This window comes from Terrabacter sp. NPDC080008, from assembly GCF_040702505.1.
In the GTDB taxonomy this organism is placed as follows: Bacteria; Actinomycetota; Actinomycetes; order Actinomycetales; family Dermatophilaceae; genus Terrabacter.
The window spans coordinates 1-19245 of the sequence record NZ_JBFBLC010000008.1; the positions used below are offsets into that span (position 1 = coordinate 1).

Sequence of the window (19245 nt, forward strand, 5' to 3'; positions counted from 1 at the left end):
AAGTTGGCGGCCCGCATTCCAGTGCGGAGGTGGCGGGAGCCGTGGCGTTGGTCGTGGCTCGTTCCTCGCCCCGACCAGCCGCTCCTCCCAGCATCTCGCCGCCTCCGCAGGGTGAAATGCCGAATGCCCCCGAGCGAGCTCGGGGGCATTCGGCATTTCCGGTGCGGAGGTGGCGGGATTTGAACCCGCGAGAGGTTTTATCCTCAACCCGCTTAGCAGGCGGGCGCACTAGGCCACTATGCGACACCTCCGTGCCCACGACCGGGCCACCGGAGCGGCGTCGGATGCACGGGCCAGCACAGGCTACCGGCAGCCGAGCGCCCCGCCAAAACCGGGGCCGACGTGGAGTGCGACACCATACCCACACGGATGCCGCACATATCAGGTTCGCAAGGCACAATGTCCGGGCGGCACGTGAACAGCTGCCGACCAGAGAGGAACCCATGACGTACCCGAACGCGCGCGGCCCGGTTGCACCGACCCGCGAGGCGCTGCGGCGCGAACGCACCTCAGGTTTCCGCCGCGCTCTCGGCCTCACCGCGCTCGGCACGGTCCTGCCCGGGGCAGGGCTCACGCAGACCCGCAGCCGCATCGTCGGCTGGGCGCTGCTGGGAGTCTCTCTCGCCGCGATCGTCGTCGGCGGCTACTACGTCATGCGCACGGGCCTGACCAACACCGCCCTGTCGGTGGTGGCGCGCCCCAGCCTGCTCCAGGCCATCGCCGTCGTCCTCGTCGTCGGCGGCATCCTCTGGTGCGGCTCGATCATCCTCACCGCCGTGCAGGCACGCCCCAACCGGCTCGATCGCGCCCGCACCCGCGTGCTCGCAGCCTTCACCACGCTGATGGTGTTCCTCGTCGCAGGCTCCTCGTTCAAGGTCGCCGAGTACGCCTCGATCACCCAGAGCACCGTCTCGAAGGTCTTCGGCGTCGGCCCCACCACCGGCCACGGCGGCGCCCAGGTGGCGCAGGGCGACGACCCGTGGGCCGAGCAGGCCCGCGTCAACATCCTGCTGCTGGGCTCCGACGCCGGCTCGGACCGCGTCGGCATGCGCACCGACTCGATGATCCTGGCCAGCATCGACACCAAGTCCGGCCGCACCTCCCTCTTCTCGCTGCCGCGCAACCTCCTCAAGGCGCCTCTCGCGCCCAAGAGCCCGCTGCGCGCCATCTACCCCTCTGGCTACTTCGGCTCGCCCGACAGCACCTGCGACCAGGGCGCAGGCCAGTGCATGCTGACCAACCTCTACATGGATGCCGAGAACTACGCGAAGGCGCACCCCGGTGCCTACCCGTCCGGCGACACCCCCGGCCGCATCGAGCTGCGCGGCGCCGTCGAGCAGATCACCGGGCTGACCGTCGACCAGATGGTCGTCATCGACCTGCACGGGTTCTCCCGCCTCATCGACGCCATGGGCGGGATCGACATGAACGTCAAGCTCTCCGCCTACGGCACGAAGCTGACGATCGGCGGCGAGCACGACGCCAGCGGGCGCCTCTTCGGCGTCAAGGGCTACTTCGACCCCGGCTTCCAGCACCTCGACGGCTGGCACGCCCTCTGGTACGCCCGCACCCGCGCCGCCGACGACGACACCCACCGCCAGATGCGCCAGCGCTGCGTCGTGCAGGCGATCGTCAAGCAGGTCAACCCGGCGCAGATGGTCTCGAAGTACCCCGAGATCGCCAGCATCCTCAAGGACAACATCTACACCGACATCCCGGTGCAGAACCTGCCGGCGTTCGTGACGCTCGTCGAGCGGGTCCAGAAGTCCAAGATCAGCAGCACCTCGCTGAACTCGGCCCAGGCCAACTACAGCCGCCCCGACTACGACCTCATCAGGCAGCTCATCGCCAAGGCGATCGCCCCGCCGAAGACCAACCCGACGCCGGACTCCACCCCCACGACGAGCCCGACGACGAGCTCGACGAAGAGCCCGACGAAGACGTCGACGCCCAAGCCGAGCCCGACGGCCGATCCCTACGAGACCTGCTGAGCGGCACACGTCCTCGGGCCTCGCGGGGTCCGGGGACGTGGGCCGGCGGCGAGCGTCGGCTGCGAGCGCCAGGCAGACCCGGGCAACAACAAAGCCCCCGGCCGGTGGCCGGGGGCTTTGTCACAAACGACTGTGGTTGGTGTCGCTCGTTGCGTTGATCTCGAGTTGATCAGAGCGGGCGAACTGCGTCGGCCTGCGGGCCCTTGGGGCCCTGGGTGACCTCGAACTCGACTCGCTGCGCCTCGTCCAGCGAACGGTAGCCGTTCGACTGAATGGCCGAGTAGTGGACGAAAACGTCGGGGCCGCCGCCGTCCTGGGCGATGAAGCCAAAGCCCTTCTCAGCGTTGAACCACTTGACGGTGCCCTGTGCCATACGGGTAACTCTTCCTTCTTTAGCGTGTGGAACGACGCACCTCGCGCATCCCAAGTCGCCGCTTTGACTCCACTCGGCGGGCGAACCCACCGCCGTCGATAACAAAATCCCGTCATCGTTGCGGATGACGGGCGCCTGCTCGACTGCGAGGAACTGCAACTGCAACCGCGACGAACCTAGCAGACTACCGGGCGGTCGTCCCGGTGGATCGCAGCCCAGTTTCGGCGTTCAGTCCTCGTTCGCCGAACGGTCACGTGGCACCCCTCGCACGGCGAGGCGCGGGGGGCGGTCGCCGCGGATCGTGGCGACCATGTCGAGGGCCCGACGCGTCCCCCGCACGTCGTGCGTCCGGAAGACGGTGGCACCGAGCCACGCGGCCACTGCCGTCGCCGCGAGCGATCCTTCGAGGCGCTCCTCCGCGGGCAGGTCGAGCGTCTCCCCCACGAAATCTTTGCGCGAGATCGCCTGCAGCACTGGGTATCCCAGGGCGACGACGTCGGCGGTGTGGCGCAGCACCTCGAGCGAGTTGGCCGTCGTCTTGCCGAAGTCGAGGGTCGGGTCGACGAGGATGCGCTCCTTGGGTATGCCGGCCCGCTCGGCCACGCCGGCACCGCGGGCCAGGACCTGCACGACGTCCCGGACGACGTCGAGCGGGTCGTCGCCGTAGCTGACGTCGACGGGGTCGGTGCGCGGCGGCAGACCGCCGGTGTGTGAGATGACGTAGCCGGCGCCGATCTCGGAGGCGACGTGGACGAGGTCGCGGTCATGCCCCGCCCACGTGTCGTTGACGAGGTCGACCACCCCGGTCGCCTCACGGGCCACCTCGGAGCGCCAGGTGTCGAGGCTGAGCACGATCTCGGGGTGCTCGCTCCGGGCCCACTCGAGGAAGGGCACCACGCGGCGGACCTCCTCGTCGGCGTCCACCACCTCGCCCTCCTGGCCGGCGCGCACCCCGCCCACGTCGACGAGGTCCGCGCCCTGCTCGACGGCGGCGCGCAGCGCTGCCTTGGCCGACTCGAGGTCGGCATGGCGGTTGCCGCTGAAGAAGGAGTCGCGGGTGCGGTTGACGATCGCCATCACCGCCGGCGAGGCGGCGTCGAACCGGTGACCGCGCAGGACGAGCGGGCTCGCGGAGGGCAGCTGCACAGGGGCGATGCGGGCCAGGATCTCGGCGGTCTCGGGCGTCGGCTCGTGGCCTCCGTGTCTGATCACACCCTCGTATCTCACGCACCCGCTCCCTGGTCAATGGTGTGATGGAGCATGGTTGCCGAACTGTTACCATTGTCCTGCAGACGTCATCCGCGGCCCGGCCAAGCTCCCGGCAGGGTCGCGGATGGTCGGCCGGTCCCGATCGTCCCGCAACGACGGTCGACCACCGAGTCGCGGTCGAGAGGTGACCAAGGCTCTGTCACAAGGAAACTGAATACAGAAAATGTCGTACATCGTGTCGTTCTTCGCGGCCATGAACCGTCCGTCCAGGTCACTGCCGGTCGGTCAGTACAACTCCAGCACGACGTATGAGGAGAGGCTCGGCCTTCTCTGAGGACGTCTGACCACTTCACCCGCTACACGGTGGAGCGCATGAAAACGAAGGGACTCCGGATCTCCGGAGCCCCTTTTTTCATGCCCGGACGCCCTAGCGGTGGCGGAGGGCGTGGGACTCCGTCGCTCGTCCCTCGCTCCTCCTCGAATCGAGCGGCCCTCCGCCAAGGAGGCGGCTACGCCGACGAGTGGCGGAGGGCGTGGGATTCGAACCCACGATGGGCTATGAACCCATAGCGGTTTTCAAGACCGCCGCACTCGGCCACTATGCGAGCCCTCCAGTGGAGAGCCATTGTGCACCATCGAACATCCGCCCCCGCACTGACCTGCGCCTTCTTACGATGCGTCAGGCCGAGAAGCGGACGGTCGGCGACGACTGTCGATACGTCCCCGCCTGCCGCGTGCAGTTGGACAAGGCCTTCCACGAAGGGCGGCGTCGCGGCTGTGTCTGACAGACCCAGCGGCCGGTGCCAGACTCGGCGAATGAAAGCGACCCAGCTCCGCGCATTGCAGGAGCCGCTCAAACAGAAGTACCGGGACGACCCGACCATGGCGGTGACCCCGATCGGGGCCCGAGGGGATCTCCGCGACAAGGGGATCACCGCCACCGTCGACGGCTGGGCCGGTCCCGTCCGGGCGGGGCTGCACCCGGCTACCGGCGGCGATGGCAGCGACGCGTGCAGCGGAGACATGCTGCTCCAGGCGCTGCTCGCCTGCACGGGGGGCACGTTACGCAGCGTCGCCACCGCGATGGGTCTTGAGATCCGGTCCGCCGTCCTCCGGGCCGAGGGCTGCTTCGATGCCCGCGGGACCCTCGGCGTCGACAGGACCGTCCCGGTTGGTGTCACCGACATCGTGGTCACCGCTGTGCTCGACACCGACGCCAGTGAGCAGGAACTCGCGCGGTTGGCGAAGTCAGTGGAGCGGTACTGCGTCGTCGGCCAGTCGTTGCAACAGCCGCCGCGCTTTGTCGTACGCCCGAACTTCACGCCTGACGGCAGCCGCGGATAAGCGCCTGTTTGCGCTGACGGGCGATCGCTGTCGGATGACCGCTGCCCTCTGGGAGCCGATGACCCGCCTTCACTGCGAGGCTGATGCTCGACCTGTCCATGCCCACACTGAAAGCCGAGTTTGTCGCCGATGCCAGCGAGCCCTCCGGCGCCACCGCGCAACTCCTGCGGATTGATGCCCACGTCCCAGCAGCTCCGCGTGCTGATCGGTGTCGACCTGCTCAGGGAGCCGGCCCTCGGCCTGCTGTGTCTTGTCCCGGCTATCGCGGCGCTTGGGGCACTCGATGTGACTGCGCTTGTCGTTCGGCATCTTTCGTCTCCTTCGGCGTACCACTCAGAGCACCTATGCGGGGCTCGTCCGGATCCTGTCGGCTGCGAGGTCCAAGGAGGTACCGGACCTTCAGGGCGGCTCCTCGTTGTTCGCACCCAGACCCGTCCAAGCACGCCTACCGTCGAGAGAGCGGGTCACCAACCGCATGCGTAATGACCCTTGGCCCGTGCCCGGAAAGGAGCAGACACGATGACATCCACGGAGGCTTTGAGGTCGGCACTGGCTGGGTTCACCGGGTCGACGATCGGCCCTGACGATCCTGGCTACGACACGGCGAGGCGGGTCTACAACGGCATGATCGACAAGTCACCCGCCCTCATCGCGCAAGCACGAACCGAAGCCGACGTCGTGCTGGCGGTCAACGTCGCGCGCGAGCACGACGTGCTTCTCGCGGTCCGCGGAGGCGGTCACAACGGCGGTGGGCTCGGCACGTGTGACCAGGGCCTCGTGATCGATCTCGCGGGCCTCGATGCCGTCGAGGTCGATCCCGATGCCAGGACCGTGCGGGTCGGCGGCGGGTGCACCTGGGGCCAGGTGGATCAGGCAACCAGCGCCTACGGGCTCGCCGTTCCGAGCGGAATCATCTCCACCACCGGCGTCGGCGGCTTGACCCTCGGCGGCGGCCTCGGACACTTGACCCGCGCCTACGGCCTGACGATCGACAACTTGCTTGCGGCTGAGGTTGTGCTCGCCGACGGACGCAGGGTCCGCGCCAGCGCCACGGAGGAACCCGACCTCTTCTGGGCTCTCCGCGGCGGAGGTGGCAACTTCGGGATCGTGACCTCGTTCACCTTCAAGCTGAACGACGTCTCACGCTTCGCCGCCGGCCCCACTTTCTGGGACATCGACCAGGGCGAACAGGTGCTGAAGGCGTACCGCGACTTCCTCCCAGACGCACCTCGGTCGCTCAACGGCTTCTTCGCCTACACCACCGTTCCTCCCGGGCCACCGTTTCCGGAGGAGCTCCACCTGCGTCCGGTGTGCGCAGTCGTCTGGGCTTGCATCGGCGACGAAGACGGTGCCCGTCAGTCGATGGCGCCGCTGCTGGACAGCGTCCCGGAACCATTGCTGCACGGCGTGGCCGCGATGCCGCACGCTGCGATGCAAAGCGCCTTTGACGCGCTCTACCCCAAGGGGCAGCAGTGGTACTGGCGGGCCGACTTCGTCAACACCGTCCCCGACGCTGCGGTCGAGATCCACCAGCGCTTCGGATCGGCGCTGCCGACCAGCGTGTCGACCATGCACCTGTACCCCATCGACGGGGCCGCGCACGACGTCGGGCCCAGCGACACGGCGTGGGCCTATCGCGACGCGACATGGGGATCTGTGTACGCCGGGGTCGGTCCCGAGCCACCAGACGCCGAGAGCGTCCGGCGCTGGTCCATCGACTACTTCGAGGCGCTGCACCCATACTCGGCCGGGGGCGCATACGTGAACATGATGATGGACGAAGGCCAGGAGCGGGTCCAAGCGAGCTACCGCGACAACTACTCCAGATTGGCCCGCATCAAGAGGGCATATGACCCCAACAACCTCTTCAGGGTCAACCAAAACATCAAGCCCGACGCGTCCTGAAAGGCGGACTCGCCACCATAGTCCCGATCGAACAAGGGCTGCCAGGATCGAGACCGCCGCCCTGGTGTCGGTGATGATGCGTTTTGCGAGTGCCGCTTGTCCCTACCCACCTGGATGGGGCAGTGGTGACCGCTAGCATCGCCGGCCCTTGGCGCCCAGGGTCACGCGTTGGCCGCCGCCTCCATCGCGCGCTCGACCGCACTCGGGAAACGGGTCTCGAAGTCAAGCACAGCCACCCAGTCGGGCGTGACGAAGATTCGGGTCATGTGCGAGGTGATCGCGCGGAGGTTGCCCAGCCACGCCTGCGCCTGCTCCTCACCGAGGGAGCGCCGGCACATGGCCTCATACTCGGGCGCCACCCCCTCGACGGTGTCCATCCGCACCGACCCGCGGATCTGAAGCACCTTGTACGGCATCTCGTCCGTGTCGATCGACACCGCGACTCGAGCGCCATCATGCAGAGCCTTGGTCTTCGGCGAGTCCGGCGGCGTGCCGAAGACGACCTCCGTTCCGTTCCAGTGGAACCCGATGGGCACCAGCCGAGGCGTGCCGTCCGTCCACAGGTAGGCAAGCCGTGCCGGTCGCGGAGACTGCAGCAGCCGCTGCGCCACCTCGTCCTGGAGGAGGGCGAGGCTCCCTTGGTGCGTCGTCATGACACCACTCCATCCCTGTCGGCAGTGAGACCCCGTCTCCTTCAGCGTCCTCCTCCGCACGTCTCGTCGCGCCAGAATCCCCGATACGGGAGCCGCACCGGGGAACAGCCGGGCTCGGTCGTGATGGTTCGGACGGGCCGCTCAGGACTCCGCCGTTGTTGGGAGGCAGGCCCTTTCTACGACACCGACGCGAATGGGTGCCTGCTCAACAGCGTGCGGCGTTTACCTCTCATGCCGCAACGGGAAAGACCCATGGTCCGGCGGGTAGGACTACCTGGTGGCGTCCACGCCATAACGCAGCACGAGCTTCGCTACAGAGACCGGGCGCCCCGACAGCGCCATCAGCTCGGGATCATCGGCCATCGCGGCGATCGCACGGCCCACACCCTCCGGCGACTGCGACCCGGTCAGGTCCAGATGTTCGGCGAACTGCATGACGCCCTCGGTCCGCACCAAGCCCGGATACACCGCTAGGCACGCGACACCGTGGGGTCGCAACTGGGTCGCTGCGGACTCGACGAGGCTGTCGTCGGCACGCTTGGCCGCCGAGTAGGCCGCCCCGACGATGTCACCGGGTCTCGAAACATCGGTCACCCAGGCCACCCGTCGCAGCTCGACAATGGCGGCACCTGAGGTCGTCATGGCGGGCACCTTAGGCCGTGGCTCCGACAACGCCATCCGCTCGGAGAGGTTGCTCGATCATGCCGATCTCCGGTGAACGGTGTGTCGCATCCGTACCATGCGGGCATGCGGGTCCCGATCTTCCAGCCGCCGGCGTGGGTCGTGCCGATCACCGCACGTCGGACGGGACATGCTTGGCGGCCGGTCACTCAATCCCCTTGTGGGTTGGTTGCAAGTGCGGGACCCCGACGGGTTCCGCTCCCTGCCTTGAGCGTGCTCGACAGTGGGGTGCGACGCGCGCGACGAGCGAGGCAAGCTCCGCAGCAGCACCCGAGGCGAGGACTGCGACGTCGGGATGGAGATCGGCATCCGCCACGACGAGGAGCTCGAAACGGCCGGCGTACGAGATGGCTCCCACGCCGAGGGTCACGTCGCCCAGGAGGTTGACCAGCGGGAACACGTCGCGGACGGTGGCGCCGGCGAAGGAGAGCGGCCGGCTGGGCCCGACGATGTCGGCGCTGAGTAGGTTGATCCTCTTTCGGATGACGAGTCGGAGCAGGAGCGCGCCGAGCAGCCGGTTGCTGAAGACCGCCCCCATCGACGGGTGCGGCAAAGCCTTGGCGCTCGTCGTGCCCGCGCTGATCCGGCGCAGGCGCGCGACGGGGTCGGCCTCTCCCACCGGCAACCCGACGGCCATCTGGGAGATGCGGTTGCCGAGCCCCGCCTGGTGGTCCGGCCGCCGCAGCGAGACGGGCACGAGGACCGGCACCACGAGCCCGTCGACGGGCTCGCCGCGGCTCCGCAGCAGCGCGGACACCCCACCGGCGATCATCGCGAGAAGCACGTCGTTGACGGTGACGTGCGCGTTGTGAGCGACAGCCGCGACGTCCTCGAGCTGGGCGCGCACGACAGCCAGCCGACGGTGCGGGCCCACGAGCCCGCCGAGACTCGTCACTGGCCCGGGTGCCCCCGTGACGAGCCCACGTATGCCGTGCCACAGCTGCGTAGCCGACGCGTAGCTGGCGCGGGGATGCGCCGCAGCCTGCATGGCGCCGTGCAGGGCCCGGCTGCGCGATCGCAGACTGTCATGGAGGAGCTCGCCGCGGGATGGCGCCGGCCGTGGTGACCACTCCCCCGCACGGGCAGGCCGCTCCGAGGCTTCGTCGCTGAGCAGCGTCGCCAGAGTGGCAAGGCCCGCCACTCCGTCGGCCACGACGTGGTGCATCCGCACGAACAGCGCCAGGCGCCCGTCGCGGAAGCCGGGGAGCAGCCAGAGCTCCCACAGCGGGCGGCGCATGTCGAGCCGACGGCTCCTGATCCGCTCGATGGCTGTCAGCAGGTCGGCGTCGTCTCCGGACGCCAGCGGTGGCGCGACTCGTACGTGGTGGTCCAGGTCGAAGGAGGGGTCGTCGACCCAGTAGGGGCCGCCGAGAACACGCGGTGGCACGCGAAGCACCTGCCGTAGGCGCGGGACAGCGTCCAGCCCGTGCCAGACCGCCTTCCGGGCGGCCTCTACACGAGGGCGTCCCGACCCGTCGCGCAGCGTGCCGCCCTCGACCACGGCGACGACCCCGACGTCCTGCGGCCACCGCCCGTCCGAAAGCAGCAGGAGACTGTCATCGGCACTCAACCTCTCGACCGGCACCACACCACCTCCCAGCGGCCTGACCTCCAGCGTCCAGCCGCTCGGCCACCGGCCGACAGGGACCAACGGCCCTGTCCCGCCGCCACCGCCGTCCCGAGGCTTGAGCCCATGGGCACCGGTGACGTGGCTCTGGAACGCGCCGTCGGGCGGACTCTCGACCGCTGGCCGACCGCGGGACTGGCGGTCGCCGTCGTGCGCCCCGGTGAGCGCACCTGGTTCCACTGCCACGGTGTCTCGGACGTGACGACCGGCTCGCCGGTCACGGCGGACACCGTCTTCCGCGTCGGCTCGCTCACCAAGACCTTCACCGCGGTCGCCGTCATGCAGCTCTGCGAGCAAGGCCGCATCGACCTCGACGCCCCCGCTGACGACTACCTCGCGACGGTCCGACTGCGTCCGGAACGGCCCGGCCTGGGGCCTGCCACCGTCCGCCACCTGCTCACCCACACCTCAGGCGTCGGCTACTGGCTGCGCCTGTCGGACCTGCTCCGACCGGTCTCGGGCGCCGGCGTCGAGGCACGGCGGGTGCAGCCGCTGGGGGTCTACTACCGCAGGGGGATCCCGCAGGAGGTCCACCCCGGCACCAAGTGGGTCTACAGCAACCACGGCTTCGCCGCCCTCGGCCAGCTGGTCGAGGACGTCTCGGGGCAGGCCCTGCGCGAGTACCTGCGGGACCGGGTCCTCGACCCGCTCGGGATGCAGCACACCGACCTGACCCGCTCGGATCGGGTGAGCCCCGGGCTGGCCACCGGCTACGTCCTGCGACGACGCGGACTTGTGCCGGCTCGGGTGAGGGAGGTGCCCACGCCCGGGGGCGGTGGCCTCTACTCCACCGCGGCCGACCTGGCGTGCTACCTGCGCTGCCTCCTGGAGGGTGGCTCCGGTCCGCGCGGGCGGATCCTGGACCCCGCGACCGTGGCCCAGCTGTTCACTCCGCACTACCAGCCGGACCCGCGCCTGCCGGGGATGGGGCTGGGGTTCGACCTCGCCGCGGAGGACGGGCGTCGCGTCGCCGCCAAGGACGGCGTGGTCTCCGGCTTCCTGTCCGCGATGGCGCTCGCCCCCAGCGCCGGGACAGGAGTCCTGGCCCTCGCCAACACCGGCGGGCTGAGCGGCCGGGGAGCACCCGTCGAGGTCGTCGGCGCGGTGCTGCGCGAGCTCCTCGCCCTGCCCCAGGACCCGATACGCCACGACATCACGCCGCGGCCGGACGTCTGGGCCGAACTCTGCGGCTGGTACGCCCCCACACCGGGCATGGTGACGAACCTCTTCACCAGAGCCCTCATGGGCGCCGGCGCGGAGGTCGTCGTGGAGGGGCGTCGTCTCGTCCTCAAACCCCTCACCCCCGTCCCCGCCCTGCGCCGAGGCATGGTGCTGCACCCGGACGATCCGAAGGACCCGTATGCGTTCCGGGTGGACTTCTCCTCGGTTGGCATGGGCACCCTGCCGGTGGTCTTCGCGACGACGGACGACGGGGGCAGAGTGGGCCGGCTCTGGCTTGACCTCATGGGCTTCGACAAGCGGCGTGACACACACAACCCGCGCCGGCTGCTCGGTGCAGGGCTCGCTGCCGCCACCGTCGCGGGAGGGGTCGCGCGACTGACCCGCAGGTCGAGCGCCCACCAAACACACTGATCTCGAAGGGAACTCGGTCATGTCGCTACTCCTGCACTGCAAGACATGGCCCCGTTACGTCCGGCTACGCCACGTCGACCTCTACGTCGACGTGGTCGGCCACGGCGAACCACTCGTCCTGATGCACGGCGGTCCCAGCGCTGACCTGTGGACCATGGGCGCGTTCCGCCGGCTCGCCGACGAGCACACCCTCATCTTCTACGACCACCGCTGCAACGGGCGCTCGACCGGCCCGACCGTCTCGTCCATGACGTGGGAGAACCTGACCGCCGACGCCGATGCCCTGCGCGAGCATCTCGGCTTCGAGGAGTGGACCGTCCTGGGCCACTCGTTCGGCGGACACGTCGCCCTGGAGTACGCCCTCAGATACCCGGACCGCGTCTCCGGACTGGTGCTCCTCGACACCGGCGCCGACGCCCACTGGGCCCGCGAGAACGCCCCGCGCCTGCTCGCACAGCGCGGCTACGGGGCGGCGAAGGCCGAGCTGGTCCGACGGTGGTTCACCGGCGAGTTCGAGCGGCCCGAGTACCTGCCCATCTTCCTGCGCATCAGCAGCGCCTACATGCCTCACCACGGCTGGCGGGCCCTGCTCCGAGAGCTGGCAACAGGCGGCTGGCGCTCCCGGATGCGGCCCGCGCCGCTGCAGTTCGCGGGACGCACTCTCCTGCCCGGCTGGTCGGTCACCGACCGACTCGGCGACATCACGGCGCCGACCCTCGTCATCGCCGGACGAGAGGACTTCGTCTTCCCACCCGACTGCCAGCAGGAGCTGGTCGCCGGGCTCCGCCACGCCGAGCTCCTGCTTGTCGACGAGGCCGGCCACAGCCCCCAGGACGAGTTCCCGAACCAAGTCGTCCCGGCCGTGCGGCACTTCCTCACCGCCGGAGTGCGGGCCCATCGGACGCAGGCCTGACACGCCGCCCGGGTGCCTCATCTCCTCACCCACCGCCTGCCCGCGGTCAGGCCGTGGGTGAGAGCGCCAACGACGGCCTCCCCTTCAGCGTGACTGACGATGCCCGAGAGGATGAGGACGTGGATTCCTCAGCTGGTGTGGACCGAGCGCCCGCGCATGTCGACCACTTCCCGCGCTGAATGTAACTTGAAACCTCAACCAGTCTCGCGCGCGAGGAGATCATGATGGCTACGATCGTCGTTTTCGGGGGCACAGGCTTCACCGGCAGCAACATCGCACGGGAGGCATCCGCGCGCGGCCACCACGTCGTGTCGGTGAGCCGGTCCGAGCCGCAGGAACCCATCGAAGGCGTCCGGTACGAGACCGGCGCCGCCGAACAGGTCGCCGAGCGGGTCATCCCGGAGGCCGACGCGGTGGTGGCGGCGCTGTCGCCTCGCGGGGACATGTCGGGCCGGCTCGTAGAGGTCTACCGCGGCCTGGCCCGCGAGTCGGCCGCGGCCGGGGCGCGGTACATCCAAGTGGGCGGCTTCAGCTCGCTGCGTCCCGCGCCCGGTGCGCCGCGTTTCGTCGAGGGCGAGATTCCCGAGGAGTTCCGCGACGAGGCAATGGAGGGCGAGGCGACCCGGGTCCTGCTCGCCGAGGAGTCCCCCGAGGAGCTGGACTGGGTCTTCGTCAGCCCCGCGGCCAGCTACGGCGCGTGGGCGCCCGGCGAGCGAACCAGCCGCTTCAGGGTGGGCGACGATGTCGCGCTCTTCGACGAGGACGGCGGCTCCACCATCTCGGGCGCGGACTTCGCCGCGGCGATCGTCGACGAGATCGAACGCCCCACGCGACACCGCGCGCACATGAGCGTCGCGTACTGAGAGACCTCTCTCGCCCAGCACGACCAGTCAGCCGTTGCCCCCGAGATTGGCGCGCGTCGGCGCGTGAGCCCCTGATCACCCTTCCAGGGCGCCCCCACCTTTCCGAGACTGCGTCACCCTAAGTCACCAGCATCGCCTTCACCGCGGCACGGAGATCGCCGGCGCCCTCGGCCGCGACCGCCTCGCGCATCCGCTGGTAGCCGGCACCGTCGCGCAGGATGTCCTCGATGCCGGCGAGCTCGCGGGTGCAACCGAGCCTGCTGGCGGTCGGCTGCAGCTGCTCGAGCAGGTCGTGGATGTCGTCGACGACGTGGACCTCGGTGTTGTCGGCGTCTCGGATGACGATCGCGTCGAGCCCGTAGCGGGCGGCACGCCATTTGTTCTCCTGCACGTGCCACGGCGGCAACGGGCGGTCGAGCACACCCTCGTCGAGCTGGTCCTCCAGGTACGCGACGAGGCAGTGCACGAAAGCGGCGACGGCCGCCACGTCTGCCAGGCGGGAGAGGCCGTCGCAGGCGCGGACCTCGATGGTGCCCAGGCGCAGGGAAGGGCGGATGTCCCAGCGCAGCTCGCTGGCGTCGGTGATGACGCCGGTGGTGTGCACGTCGTGCAGGTACCGGCGGTACTGCGCCCACGTCTCGAACTGGAACGGCAGCCCGGCCGTCGGCAGCTGCTGGAAGAGCATCGTGCGGTTGCTCGCGTAGCCGGTGTCGGCCCCGGACCCGTACGGCGAGGACGCCGACAGGGCCGTCAGGTGCGGGTGGTAGGTGAGCAGGGCGTTGATCAGCGGCCATACCTTGGCGGCCGAGGTGACGCCCACATGGACGTGCACCCCGAAGATCACCATCTGGCGTCCCCACCACTGGGTGCGGTCGATCAGGGTGGCGTACCGCTGGCCCTCGGTGACTTGCTGGTCCTCCCAGCGGGCGAACGGGTGCGCTCCGCCGCCGTAGAGCAGGACCCCCAGCTCCGCTGCCGCCGCCTGCACCATGTGCAGCCCGCCGGTGAGGTCGGCCGACGCCTCCTCGGCGTTCTCGCAGACCCCGGTGACGATCTCCACCGTGTTGCGCAGCAGCTCCTTGGTGACGGTGGAGTGCGACTTGGTCGGTCGCGCGTGGGTGTCGTCGTCGGCCGCGTTGGCCTGGGCCAGCAGCTCGTCGGCGCGTGAGGTCAGGTCGAGGGTGACGGGATCCAGGAGCCCCAGCTCCCACTCCACGCCCAACGTGCGCCCCGCCGAGGGCGCGAAGGTGACCTCCGGCGACGGAGGCGACAGGGTCGGATCAGTCATGTCCACCTCGAGGGGATTCGTCGGCGCAACGACAGGTGGGTGTGCACTTCCGGAGAAACCGTCCTTGTCCCTGGCGACGACCGGAACGCGGCCTCAAGTATCCCCGAGCAGGCCGCGGCGGCGCAGCGCGGGCATGAGCCCCTCGGCGACGTGGTAGGCCTCCTCGAGGTGCGGATAGCCGGAGAGGATGAACTCATCGAACCCTTCCTCGTGGTACTCCGCGATTCGCTCGGCGACCTCCTCGTGGCTGCCGACGAGCGCGGTACCGGCTCCCCCACGCACGAGCCCCACCCCAGCCCAGAGGTTCGGGGAGATCTCCAGCCGGTCGGTGCGGCCCTCGTGCAGCGCGACCATGCGCTGCTGTCCCACCGAGCCGCTGGCCGAGAGCTGCGCCTGCGCCTTGGCGATGGCATCGGGGCTGAGGCGGGCAAGCAGCCGGTCGGCCACCGCCCACGCCTCCTGCGCGGTGTCCCGGGTGATGGCATGGAGCCGTATGCCGTAACGCAGCGTGCGTCCGACGGTGGCCGCGACGGCACCGACTTTCTCGATCTTCTCGCGGGCCAGGTGCGGCGGCTCACCCCATGTGAGGTAGACGTCGGCCACCCGTCCCGCGACCTCGATCGCAGGCGCGGACGATCCGCCGAAGTAGATGTCAGGCAACGGGTCGGGCCTACCGGCGGTTGTGGCTCCAGCGACCCGGTAGTGCTCGCCTTCGAAGTCGAGTGGGGTCGCACCCCAGGCGCCGCGGAGCACCCGGATGAACTCCTCGGTGCGGGCGTACCTCTCGTCGTGGTCGAGCCAGTCGCCGAAGCGCTGCATCTCGAGGTCGTCGCCGCCGGTGACGATGTTGAGCAGGAGCCGGCCGCCGCTCTGCCGCTGGAACGTCGCCGCCATCTGCGCGGCGAGGGTCGGCGAGATGAGCCCCGGCCGGAAGGCCACGAGGAACCGCAGCCGGCGTGTCTGCCCAGCCAGGGCGGCGCTGGTCAGCCACGCGTCCTCGCACCAGGTCCCGGTCGGGGTCAGGACCCCGGTGAACCCGAGCTGGTCCGCGGCGCGGGCGATCTGGCCGAGATGCTCCAGGCTGGGCGCCCGGAAGTCTGCGGTGCCGGTGCCGCGGGTCGGTGCAGCGTGGAAGTGGTTCAACAGGTGGCGGCTGTCCCCGGCCGTGGGCAGGAACCAGTGCAGGGTGACGCCAGCGCTGCTCACGTCCGGGCACCGATTCGCTGGGAGGCGCCGCTGACAGTCGCAGCCAGGGCGCCGGCATACGTCCTCATCCACAGCCGGATGTCGTGCTCCTGGTCGGCCACCCCGGCGCCGAGGAGCACCACGGCTGGCGCCGGCACGTCGGCGCCGAGGTCGATGACGAATGGCTCATCGGGCGGTATGCCGGCCGTGGGTGAGGCCCCGACGATGGGCAGCGTCTGCCCCATGGCATTCACGACGGCGTCGGCCAGAACCCGGGTGCGCGACCCGACCCGCGGGTTGTCGATGAGCTCCACCACGCGGGCGTCTCGTCTCGTCATGCTGTCTCCCTGACGTCAGGCCCGGCGGCCCCGACCGTGACCGTCTCTCGGGAGGACGCCCACGCGGCCCAGTCGGTTGCCGGTCGAGCCGGCGGCAGGCCGAGGTGGTCGCGCAGGGTGGCGCCGGACGTGTAGTCGTGCCGGAGCACGCCGCGCTCCTGCAGCAGCGGCACCACGTCTTCGACGAACCCGTCGAGGCCACCGGGGGTGATGTGGGGCACGAGAATGAAGCCGTCGCTGACCTCGGTTGCCACGGCGTCGACGATTGCGGCGGCGACCGACTCGGGCGAACCGACGAAGGTCTGACGACCCGTGAGCTCGATGACGGTCTCGCGGATGCTCAGGCCCTTGGCCTCGGCCACGGCGCGGTATCGGGCTGCCTCGGCGAACGGGTCACTGACCTGGCGCGCGCGCCCTCGCACGATCGACGTCTCGTCCGACACGAGGGGGTCGACCGTCGGCAGGGGGCCGTCCGGGTCGTATCCGGACAGGTCGCGGTTCCACACCTGCTCGAGCAGCAGGATCGCGGTCTGCGGGCTGACCTGCTGACGACGCACCTCGGCGGCGCGTTGGGCGGCGTCGGAGTCGGTGTCGCCGAGCACGAAGGTCGCGGCCGGGAGGATGAGCAGGTCGCGTTCATGTCGGTCGTAGCGCGCGAGCCTGCCCTTGACGTCGCTGTAGAAGGCGCGACCGGCCTCGGCGCTGGAGTGCCGGCTGAAGACGGCGTCCGCGCTGCGCGCGGCGAACTCCCGACCGTCGCTCGAGTCGCCGGCCTGGAAGATCACCGGATGTCCTTGCGGGCTGCGGGGCACGGTGAAGCGGCCGGTCACGTCGAAGTGCTTGCCGCGGTGCTGGAACGAGCCCGCCGTGGGGTCGGTGAGGAACTGGTCGTCGTCGGCTCGGACCGCGTCGACCGGCCACGAGTCCCACAGCTCGCGTGCGGTGGCGATGAACTCCTCGGCCCGCTCGTAGCGCTCGGCATGCGGCAGGAAGCCGCCACGGCGGAAGTTCTCCCCGGTGAAGGCGTCCGAGCTCGTGACCACGTTCCAGGCGGCCCGGCCCGCCGAGAGGTGGTCGAGGGTGGCGAACTGTCGGGCGACCTCGTAGGGCTCGTTGAAGGTCGTGTTGATCGTCCCGGCGAGGCCCAGATGCTCGGTGACAGCCGCGAGGGCGGCCAGGATGGTGAAGGTGTCGGGTCGGCCGACGACGTCGAGGTCGTGGATGCGGCCGCGTTGCTCACGCAGGCGCAGTCCCTCGGCGAGGAAGAGGAAGTCGAGGCGGCCACGTTCGGCGGTCTGCGCGAAGTGGGTGAAGGACGCCAGGTCGATGTGGCTGCCGGAGGCGGGGTCGCTCCACACGGTCGTGTTGTTGACGCCTGGGAAGTGCGCGCCGAGGACGACCTGCTTGCGGGGGTCGGTCATGGGAGTTCCCTTCTCACGCGGGGGTGCTGGCGTATCGGTTGGTGGCGACGGGCAGGCGCAGCCGCTCGCGGAGGGTGCGCTGCTCGTAGGCCGTCCGGAACGCGCCGGCTCGCTGCAGCTCGGGGACCAGCCCGTCGACGACGGAGACGAGGTCGTCCGCGATGACGGCCAGCCGCAGTCGGAAGCCGGCGTAGCCGAGCGACTGCCAGCGCTGGAGCAGGGAGGCGAGCTCGCGGCTGGTTCCCGTGAAGATGTGGGCGTCCGAGGACAGGGGCGCCCCGGCTGCCTCGTCGAGGCGTCGCCGACGTCGGAGCGCTGCGTCGGTCGTCCGGTCGAGGATCACCAGCACGTCGGCGAAGACCTTGAGCGGTGGTGCGGTCCGGCCGACGCGCTGCTCGGCCTGTCGGACCTGGGCGAGGATGCCCGTGGCCTGGTCGTCGTCGTGTGGGGTGACGAAGACGATGTCCGCCGACGTTGCGGCCAGCTCGTAGGGGATGGCGTGGTGGGCCAGGGCTGTCACCACGGGCTGCCCCTGCGGGGGACGTGGCGTGATCGAGGGGCCGCGGACGCTGAAGTGGGGCCCCGCGAAGTCGATGTAGTGCAGCTTGTCCCGGTCGATGAAGCGCCCGGTCGTGACGTCACGGATCTCAGCGTCGTCCTCCCAGCTGTCCCACAGTCGGCGGACGACCTCGACGTGGTCGGCCGCCTCCGCGAACCGCTCTCGCAGTGCCGCGAGGGCCACCGGGTCGGTGGCGAAATCGCGCGTGATGCCAGGGAGCGTCCGGCGACCGAAGTGACCGGCCTCGCCAAGCGTCCCGCCCACCTTGACCTGCCAGCCGGCCCGGCCGTGGCTCGCGTGGTCGAGCGTGGCGATCGACTTGGAGACGTGGAACGGCTCGGTGTGGGTCGTCGTGACCGTCGGCACCAGGCCGATGTGCTCCGTGGACGGTGCGACCAAGGCTGCGATGAGCAGGGCGTCGAGCCGCCCGCGGACCCGGTCGGTGCGCGAGTCACTGCCGCTCGAGAACGGGTCCTCCGACTGCAGGGTCAGGCTGTCCTCGATGGTGACGAAGTCGAGGAGGCCACGTTCGGCAGTGGTGACGATGTCGGTCCAGTAGCGGGCGGTGAAGAGCTCGCCTGCGCGGGCGCCGGGCTCGCGCCAGGCGGCGGGGTGCCAGCCGGCTCCGTCCAGCGCGACTGCGAGGTGCAGCGGGTGAAGGGTGCCCCCGGCCGAGGCAGTGGTGCTCACCAGTCGACTCCCTTCTGCTGGACCTCCACCGGATGCAGGTTTCCGCTACTCACCGCGTACGTCGTCATGACCGTCAGGCGTGGGGCGTAGACGTGCAGGCTGATCGCAAGGTCCGGGCCGACGTTGCTGACGTGGTGCACGTAGGAGGGGCCGAAGGTCCGCTGCTGTCCGGTCCGCAGCCGGCGGGCCCCCTTCTCGACCTGCGGTGCTCCGTCCAGGCCGCTGGGTGTGGCGACCCGTTCGGTCAGCTGTCCATGCAGGACGATGAACGAACCGGCGCTCTGGCCGTGGTCGTGCCACTCCGTCCCTTGGCCGGGGAGCCAGGTGAGCAGCCACGCCTCGTGGTCGCTCTCGGCGGCGACGCGCGCGTAGTAGCGGCTGATCGGGTCGAAGTCCACCAGACCGGCCCACAGGGTGCGCTCACCAGCGAGGTGCCTGGCGGTGGCCGCGAGGTCGACTGCGGTGCCCGGCTGACGCGGACCTTGCGCGTGGGCTGGCGGGCCGGTGAGACCATCTGGGCGGATGGGGGAGGTTCGTGTTCTGAGAGGCATTGTTGGGCTCCTCGAAGTCGTGACGGTGTGCGGAACTGGGGTCAGGGCGACGACGGGCGGC

Annotated in this window: 17 protein-coding genes and 2 tRNA genes; 6 read left to right on the forward strand and 13 right to left on the reverse strand. The window is 69.9% G+C overall.

What is annotated here, in order from left to right; all coding sequences use genetic code 11:
* Positions 1–164: 164 nt before the first annotated feature.
* Positions 165–251, reverse strand: a tRNA-Ser gene (locus AB0316_RS18950).
* 192 nt (positions 252–443) lie between these two features.
* Here AB0316_RS18950 and AB0316_RS18955 point away from each other — a divergent pair.
* Positions 444–1991, forward strand: coding sequence for an LCP family protein (locus AB0316_RS18955; protein WP_366274669.1), 1548 nt, complete (start codon positions 444–446; stop codon positions 1989–1991).
* A 169-nt stretch (positions 1992–2160) separates the two neighbouring features.
* Here AB0316_RS18955 and AB0316_RS18960 read toward each other — a convergent pair whose 3' ends face one another.
* From AB0316_RS18960 to AB0316_RS18970, 3 genes are all read right to left on the reverse strand, one after another.
* Positions 2161–2364, reverse strand: coding sequence for a cold-shock protein (locus AB0316_RS18960; protein ID WP_013491183.1), 204 nt, complete (start codon positions 2362–2364; stop codon positions 2161–2163).
* 228 nt (positions 2365–2592) lie between these two features.
* Positions 2593–3576: a dihydropteroate synthase gene (gene folP / locus AB0316_RS18965; protein ID WP_366274671.1), complete on the reverse strand. Its 984-nt coding sequence runs from the start codon at positions 3574–3576 to the stop codon at positions 2593–2595.
* Positions 3577–4095: 519 nt separating this feature from the next.
* Positions 4096–4186: transfer RNA gene (locus AB0316_RS18970), tRNA-Ser, on the reverse strand.
* A gap of 203 nt (positions 4187–4389) precedes the next feature.
* Between AB0316_RS18970 and AB0316_RS18975 the strand changes: the two genes are divergently transcribed.
* Both AB0316_RS18975 and AB0316_RS18980 read left to right on the forward strand, forming a co-directional pair.
* Positions 4390–4917: an OsmC family protein gene (locus tag AB0316_RS18975; protein ID WP_366274672.1), complete on the forward strand. Its 528-nt coding sequence runs from the start codon at positions 4390–4392 to the stop codon at positions 4915–4917.
* Positions 4918–5436: 519 nt separating this feature from the next.
* The gene (locus AB0316_RS18980; protein WP_366274673.1) at positions 5437–6822 is read left to right on the forward strand and encodes an FAD-binding oxidoreductase; all 1386 of its coding nucleotides are present in this window, start codon (positions 5437–5439) and stop codon (positions 6820–6822) included.
* Positions 6823–6983: 161 nt separating this feature from the next.
* Here AB0316_RS18980 and AB0316_RS18985 read toward each other — a convergent pair whose 3' ends face one another.
* The 3 genes from AB0316_RS18985 to AB0316_RS18995 form a co-directional block, all read right to left on the reverse strand.
* Positions 6984–7475, reverse strand: a complete 492-nt coding sequence (locus AB0316_RS18985) for a pyridoxamine 5'-phosphate oxidase family protein (protein ID WP_366274674.1) — start codon at positions 7473–7475, stop codon at positions 6984–6986.
* Between the two features lie 270 nt (positions 7476–7745).
* On the reverse strand, positions 7746–8117 hold the full coding sequence (locus AB0316_RS18990) for an SDR family NAD(P)-dependent oxidoreductase (protein ID WP_366274676.1): 372 nt from the start codon (positions 8115–8117) through the stop codon (positions 7746–7748).
* Between the two features lie 184 nt (positions 8118–8301).
* Positions 8302–9969, reverse strand: coding sequence for a wax ester/triacylglycerol synthase domain-containing protein (locus AB0316_RS18995; RefSeq protein ID WP_366274677.1), 1668 nt, complete (start codon positions 9967–9969; stop codon positions 8302–8304).
* Here AB0316_RS18995 and AB0316_RS19000 point away from each other — a divergent pair.
* From AB0316_RS19000 to AB0316_RS19010, 3 genes are all read left to right on the forward strand, one after another.
* Positions 9850–11376, forward strand: coding sequence for a serine hydrolase domain-containing protein (locus AB0316_RS19000; protein ID WP_366274679.1), 1527 nt, complete (start codon positions 9850–9852; stop codon positions 11374–11376). The two genes, AB0316_RS18995 and AB0316_RS19000, sit on opposite strands and share 120 nt — an antisense overlap.
* A 19-nt stretch (positions 11377–11395) precedes the next feature.
* The gene (locus tag AB0316_RS19005) at positions 11396–12289 is read left to right on the forward strand and encodes an alpha/beta hydrolase (protein WP_366274681.1); all 894 of its coding nucleotides are present in this window, start codon (positions 11396–11398) and stop codon (positions 12287–12289) included.
* A gap of 224 nt (positions 12290–12513) precedes the next feature.
* Entirely contained in the window at positions 12514–13152 is a 639-nt protein-coding gene (locus tag AB0316_RS19010) for an NAD(P)H-binding protein (RefSeq protein ID WP_366274683.1), read from the forward strand.
* Positions 13153–13270: 118 nt separating this feature from the next.
* Here AB0316_RS19010 and AB0316_RS19015 read toward each other — a convergent pair whose 3' ends face one another.
* The 6 genes from AB0316_RS19015 to AB0316_RS19040 all read right to left on the reverse strand — a co-directional run bounded on the left by AB0316_RS19015 (position 13271) and on the right by AB0316_RS19040 (position 19184).
* The gene (locus tag AB0316_RS19015; RefSeq protein ID WP_366274685.1) at positions 13271–14440 is read right to left on the reverse strand and encodes a glutamate--cysteine ligase; all 1170 of its coding nucleotides are present in this window, start codon (positions 14438–14440) and stop codon (positions 13271–13273) included.
* A 93-nt stretch (positions 14441–14533) separates the two neighbouring features.
* Complete coding sequence (locus AB0316_RS19020; RefSeq protein WP_366274687.1) at positions 14534–15646, reverse strand: LLM class flavin-dependent oxidoreductase; 1113 nt, start codon at positions 15644–15646, stop codon at positions 14534–14536.
* Complete coding sequence (locus AB0316_RS19025) at positions 15643–15963, reverse strand: hypothetical protein (RefSeq protein ID WP_366274689.1); 321 nt, start codon at positions 15961–15963, stop codon at positions 15643–15645. Before AB0316_RS19025 ends, AB0316_RS19020 begins: the two co-directional genes overlap by 4 nt.
* Positions 15960–17384, reverse strand: coding sequence for an NtaA/DmoA family FMN-dependent monooxygenase (locus AB0316_RS19030; protein ID WP_366274691.1), 1425 nt, complete (start codon positions 17382–17384; stop codon positions 15960–15962). Before AB0316_RS19030 ends, AB0316_RS19025 begins: the two co-directional genes overlap by 4 nt.
* A gap of 13 nt (positions 17385–17397) precedes the next feature.
* The gene (locus AB0316_RS19035) at positions 17398–18633 is read right to left on the reverse strand and encodes an LLM class flavin-dependent oxidoreductase (RefSeq protein WP_366274692.1); all 1236 of its coding nucleotides are present in this window, start codon (positions 18631–18633) and stop codon (positions 17398–17400) included.
* Positions 18630–19184, reverse strand: coding sequence for a cysteine dioxygenase family protein (locus tag AB0316_RS19040; RefSeq protein ID WP_366274694.1), 555 nt, complete (start codon positions 19182–19184; stop codon positions 18630–18632). The genes AB0316_RS19035 and AB0316_RS19040 overlap by 4 nt, the downstream gene beginning before the upstream one ends.
* Between the last annotated feature and the right edge of the window lie 61 nt (positions 19185–19245).

Excerpts from the sequence above, each read along its gene's own strand:
- AB0316_RS18990 (WP_366274676.1), bottom strand. The coding sequence starts at position 8,117 with ATGACGACCTCAGGTGCCGCCATTGTCGAGCTGCGACGGGTGGCCTGG.
- AB0316_RS19010 (WP_366274683.1), top strand. The coding sequence starts at position 12,514 with ATGGCTACGATCGTCGTTTTCGGGGGCACAGGCTTCACCGGCAGCAAC.
- AB0316_RS19025 (WP_366274689.1), bottom strand. The coding sequence starts at position 15,963 with ATGACGAGACGAGACGCCCGCGTGGTGGAGCTCATCGACAACCCGCGG.
- AB0316_RS18985 (WP_366274674.1), bottom strand. The coding sequence starts at position 7,475 with ATGACGACGCACCAAGGGAGCCTCGCCCTCCTCCAGGACGAGGTGGCG.
- AB0316_RS18960 (WP_013491183.1), bottom strand. The coding sequence starts at position 2,364 with ATGGCACAGGGCACCGTCAAGTGGTTCAACGCTGAGAAGGGCTTTGGC.
- AB0316_RS19030 (WP_366274691.1), bottom strand. The coding sequence starts at position 17,384 with ATGACCGACCCCCGCAAGCAGGTCGTCCTCGGCGCGCACTTCCCAGGC.
- AB0316_RS18975 (WP_366274672.1), top strand. The coding sequence starts at position 4,390 with ATGAAAGCGACCCAGCTCCGCGCATTGCAGGAGCCGCTCAAACAGAAG.
- AB0316_RS18955 (WP_366274669.1), top strand. The coding sequence starts at position 444 with ATGACGTACCCGAACGCGCGCGGCCCGGTTGCACCGACCCGCGAGGCG.
- AB0316_RS19015 (WP_366274685.1), bottom strand. The coding sequence starts at position 14,440 with ATGACTGATCCGACCCTGTCGCCTCCGTCGCCGGAGGTCACCTTCGCG.
- AB0316_RS19040 (WP_366274694.1), bottom strand. The coding sequence starts at position 19,184 with ATGCCTCTCAGAACACGAACCTCCCCCATCCGCCCAGATGGTCTCACC.
- AB0316_RS19005 (WP_366274681.1), top strand. The coding sequence starts at position 11,396 with ATGTCGCTACTCCTGCACTGCAAGACATGGCCCCGTTACGTCCGGCTA.
- AB0316_RS19000 (WP_366274679.1), top strand. The coding sequence starts at position 9,850 with ATGGGCACCGGTGACGTGGCTCTGGAACGCGCCGTCGGGCGGACTCTC.
- AB0316_RS18980 (WP_366274673.1), top strand. The coding sequence starts at position 5,437 with ATGACATCCACGGAGGCTTTGAGGTCGGCACTGGCTGGGTTCACCGGG.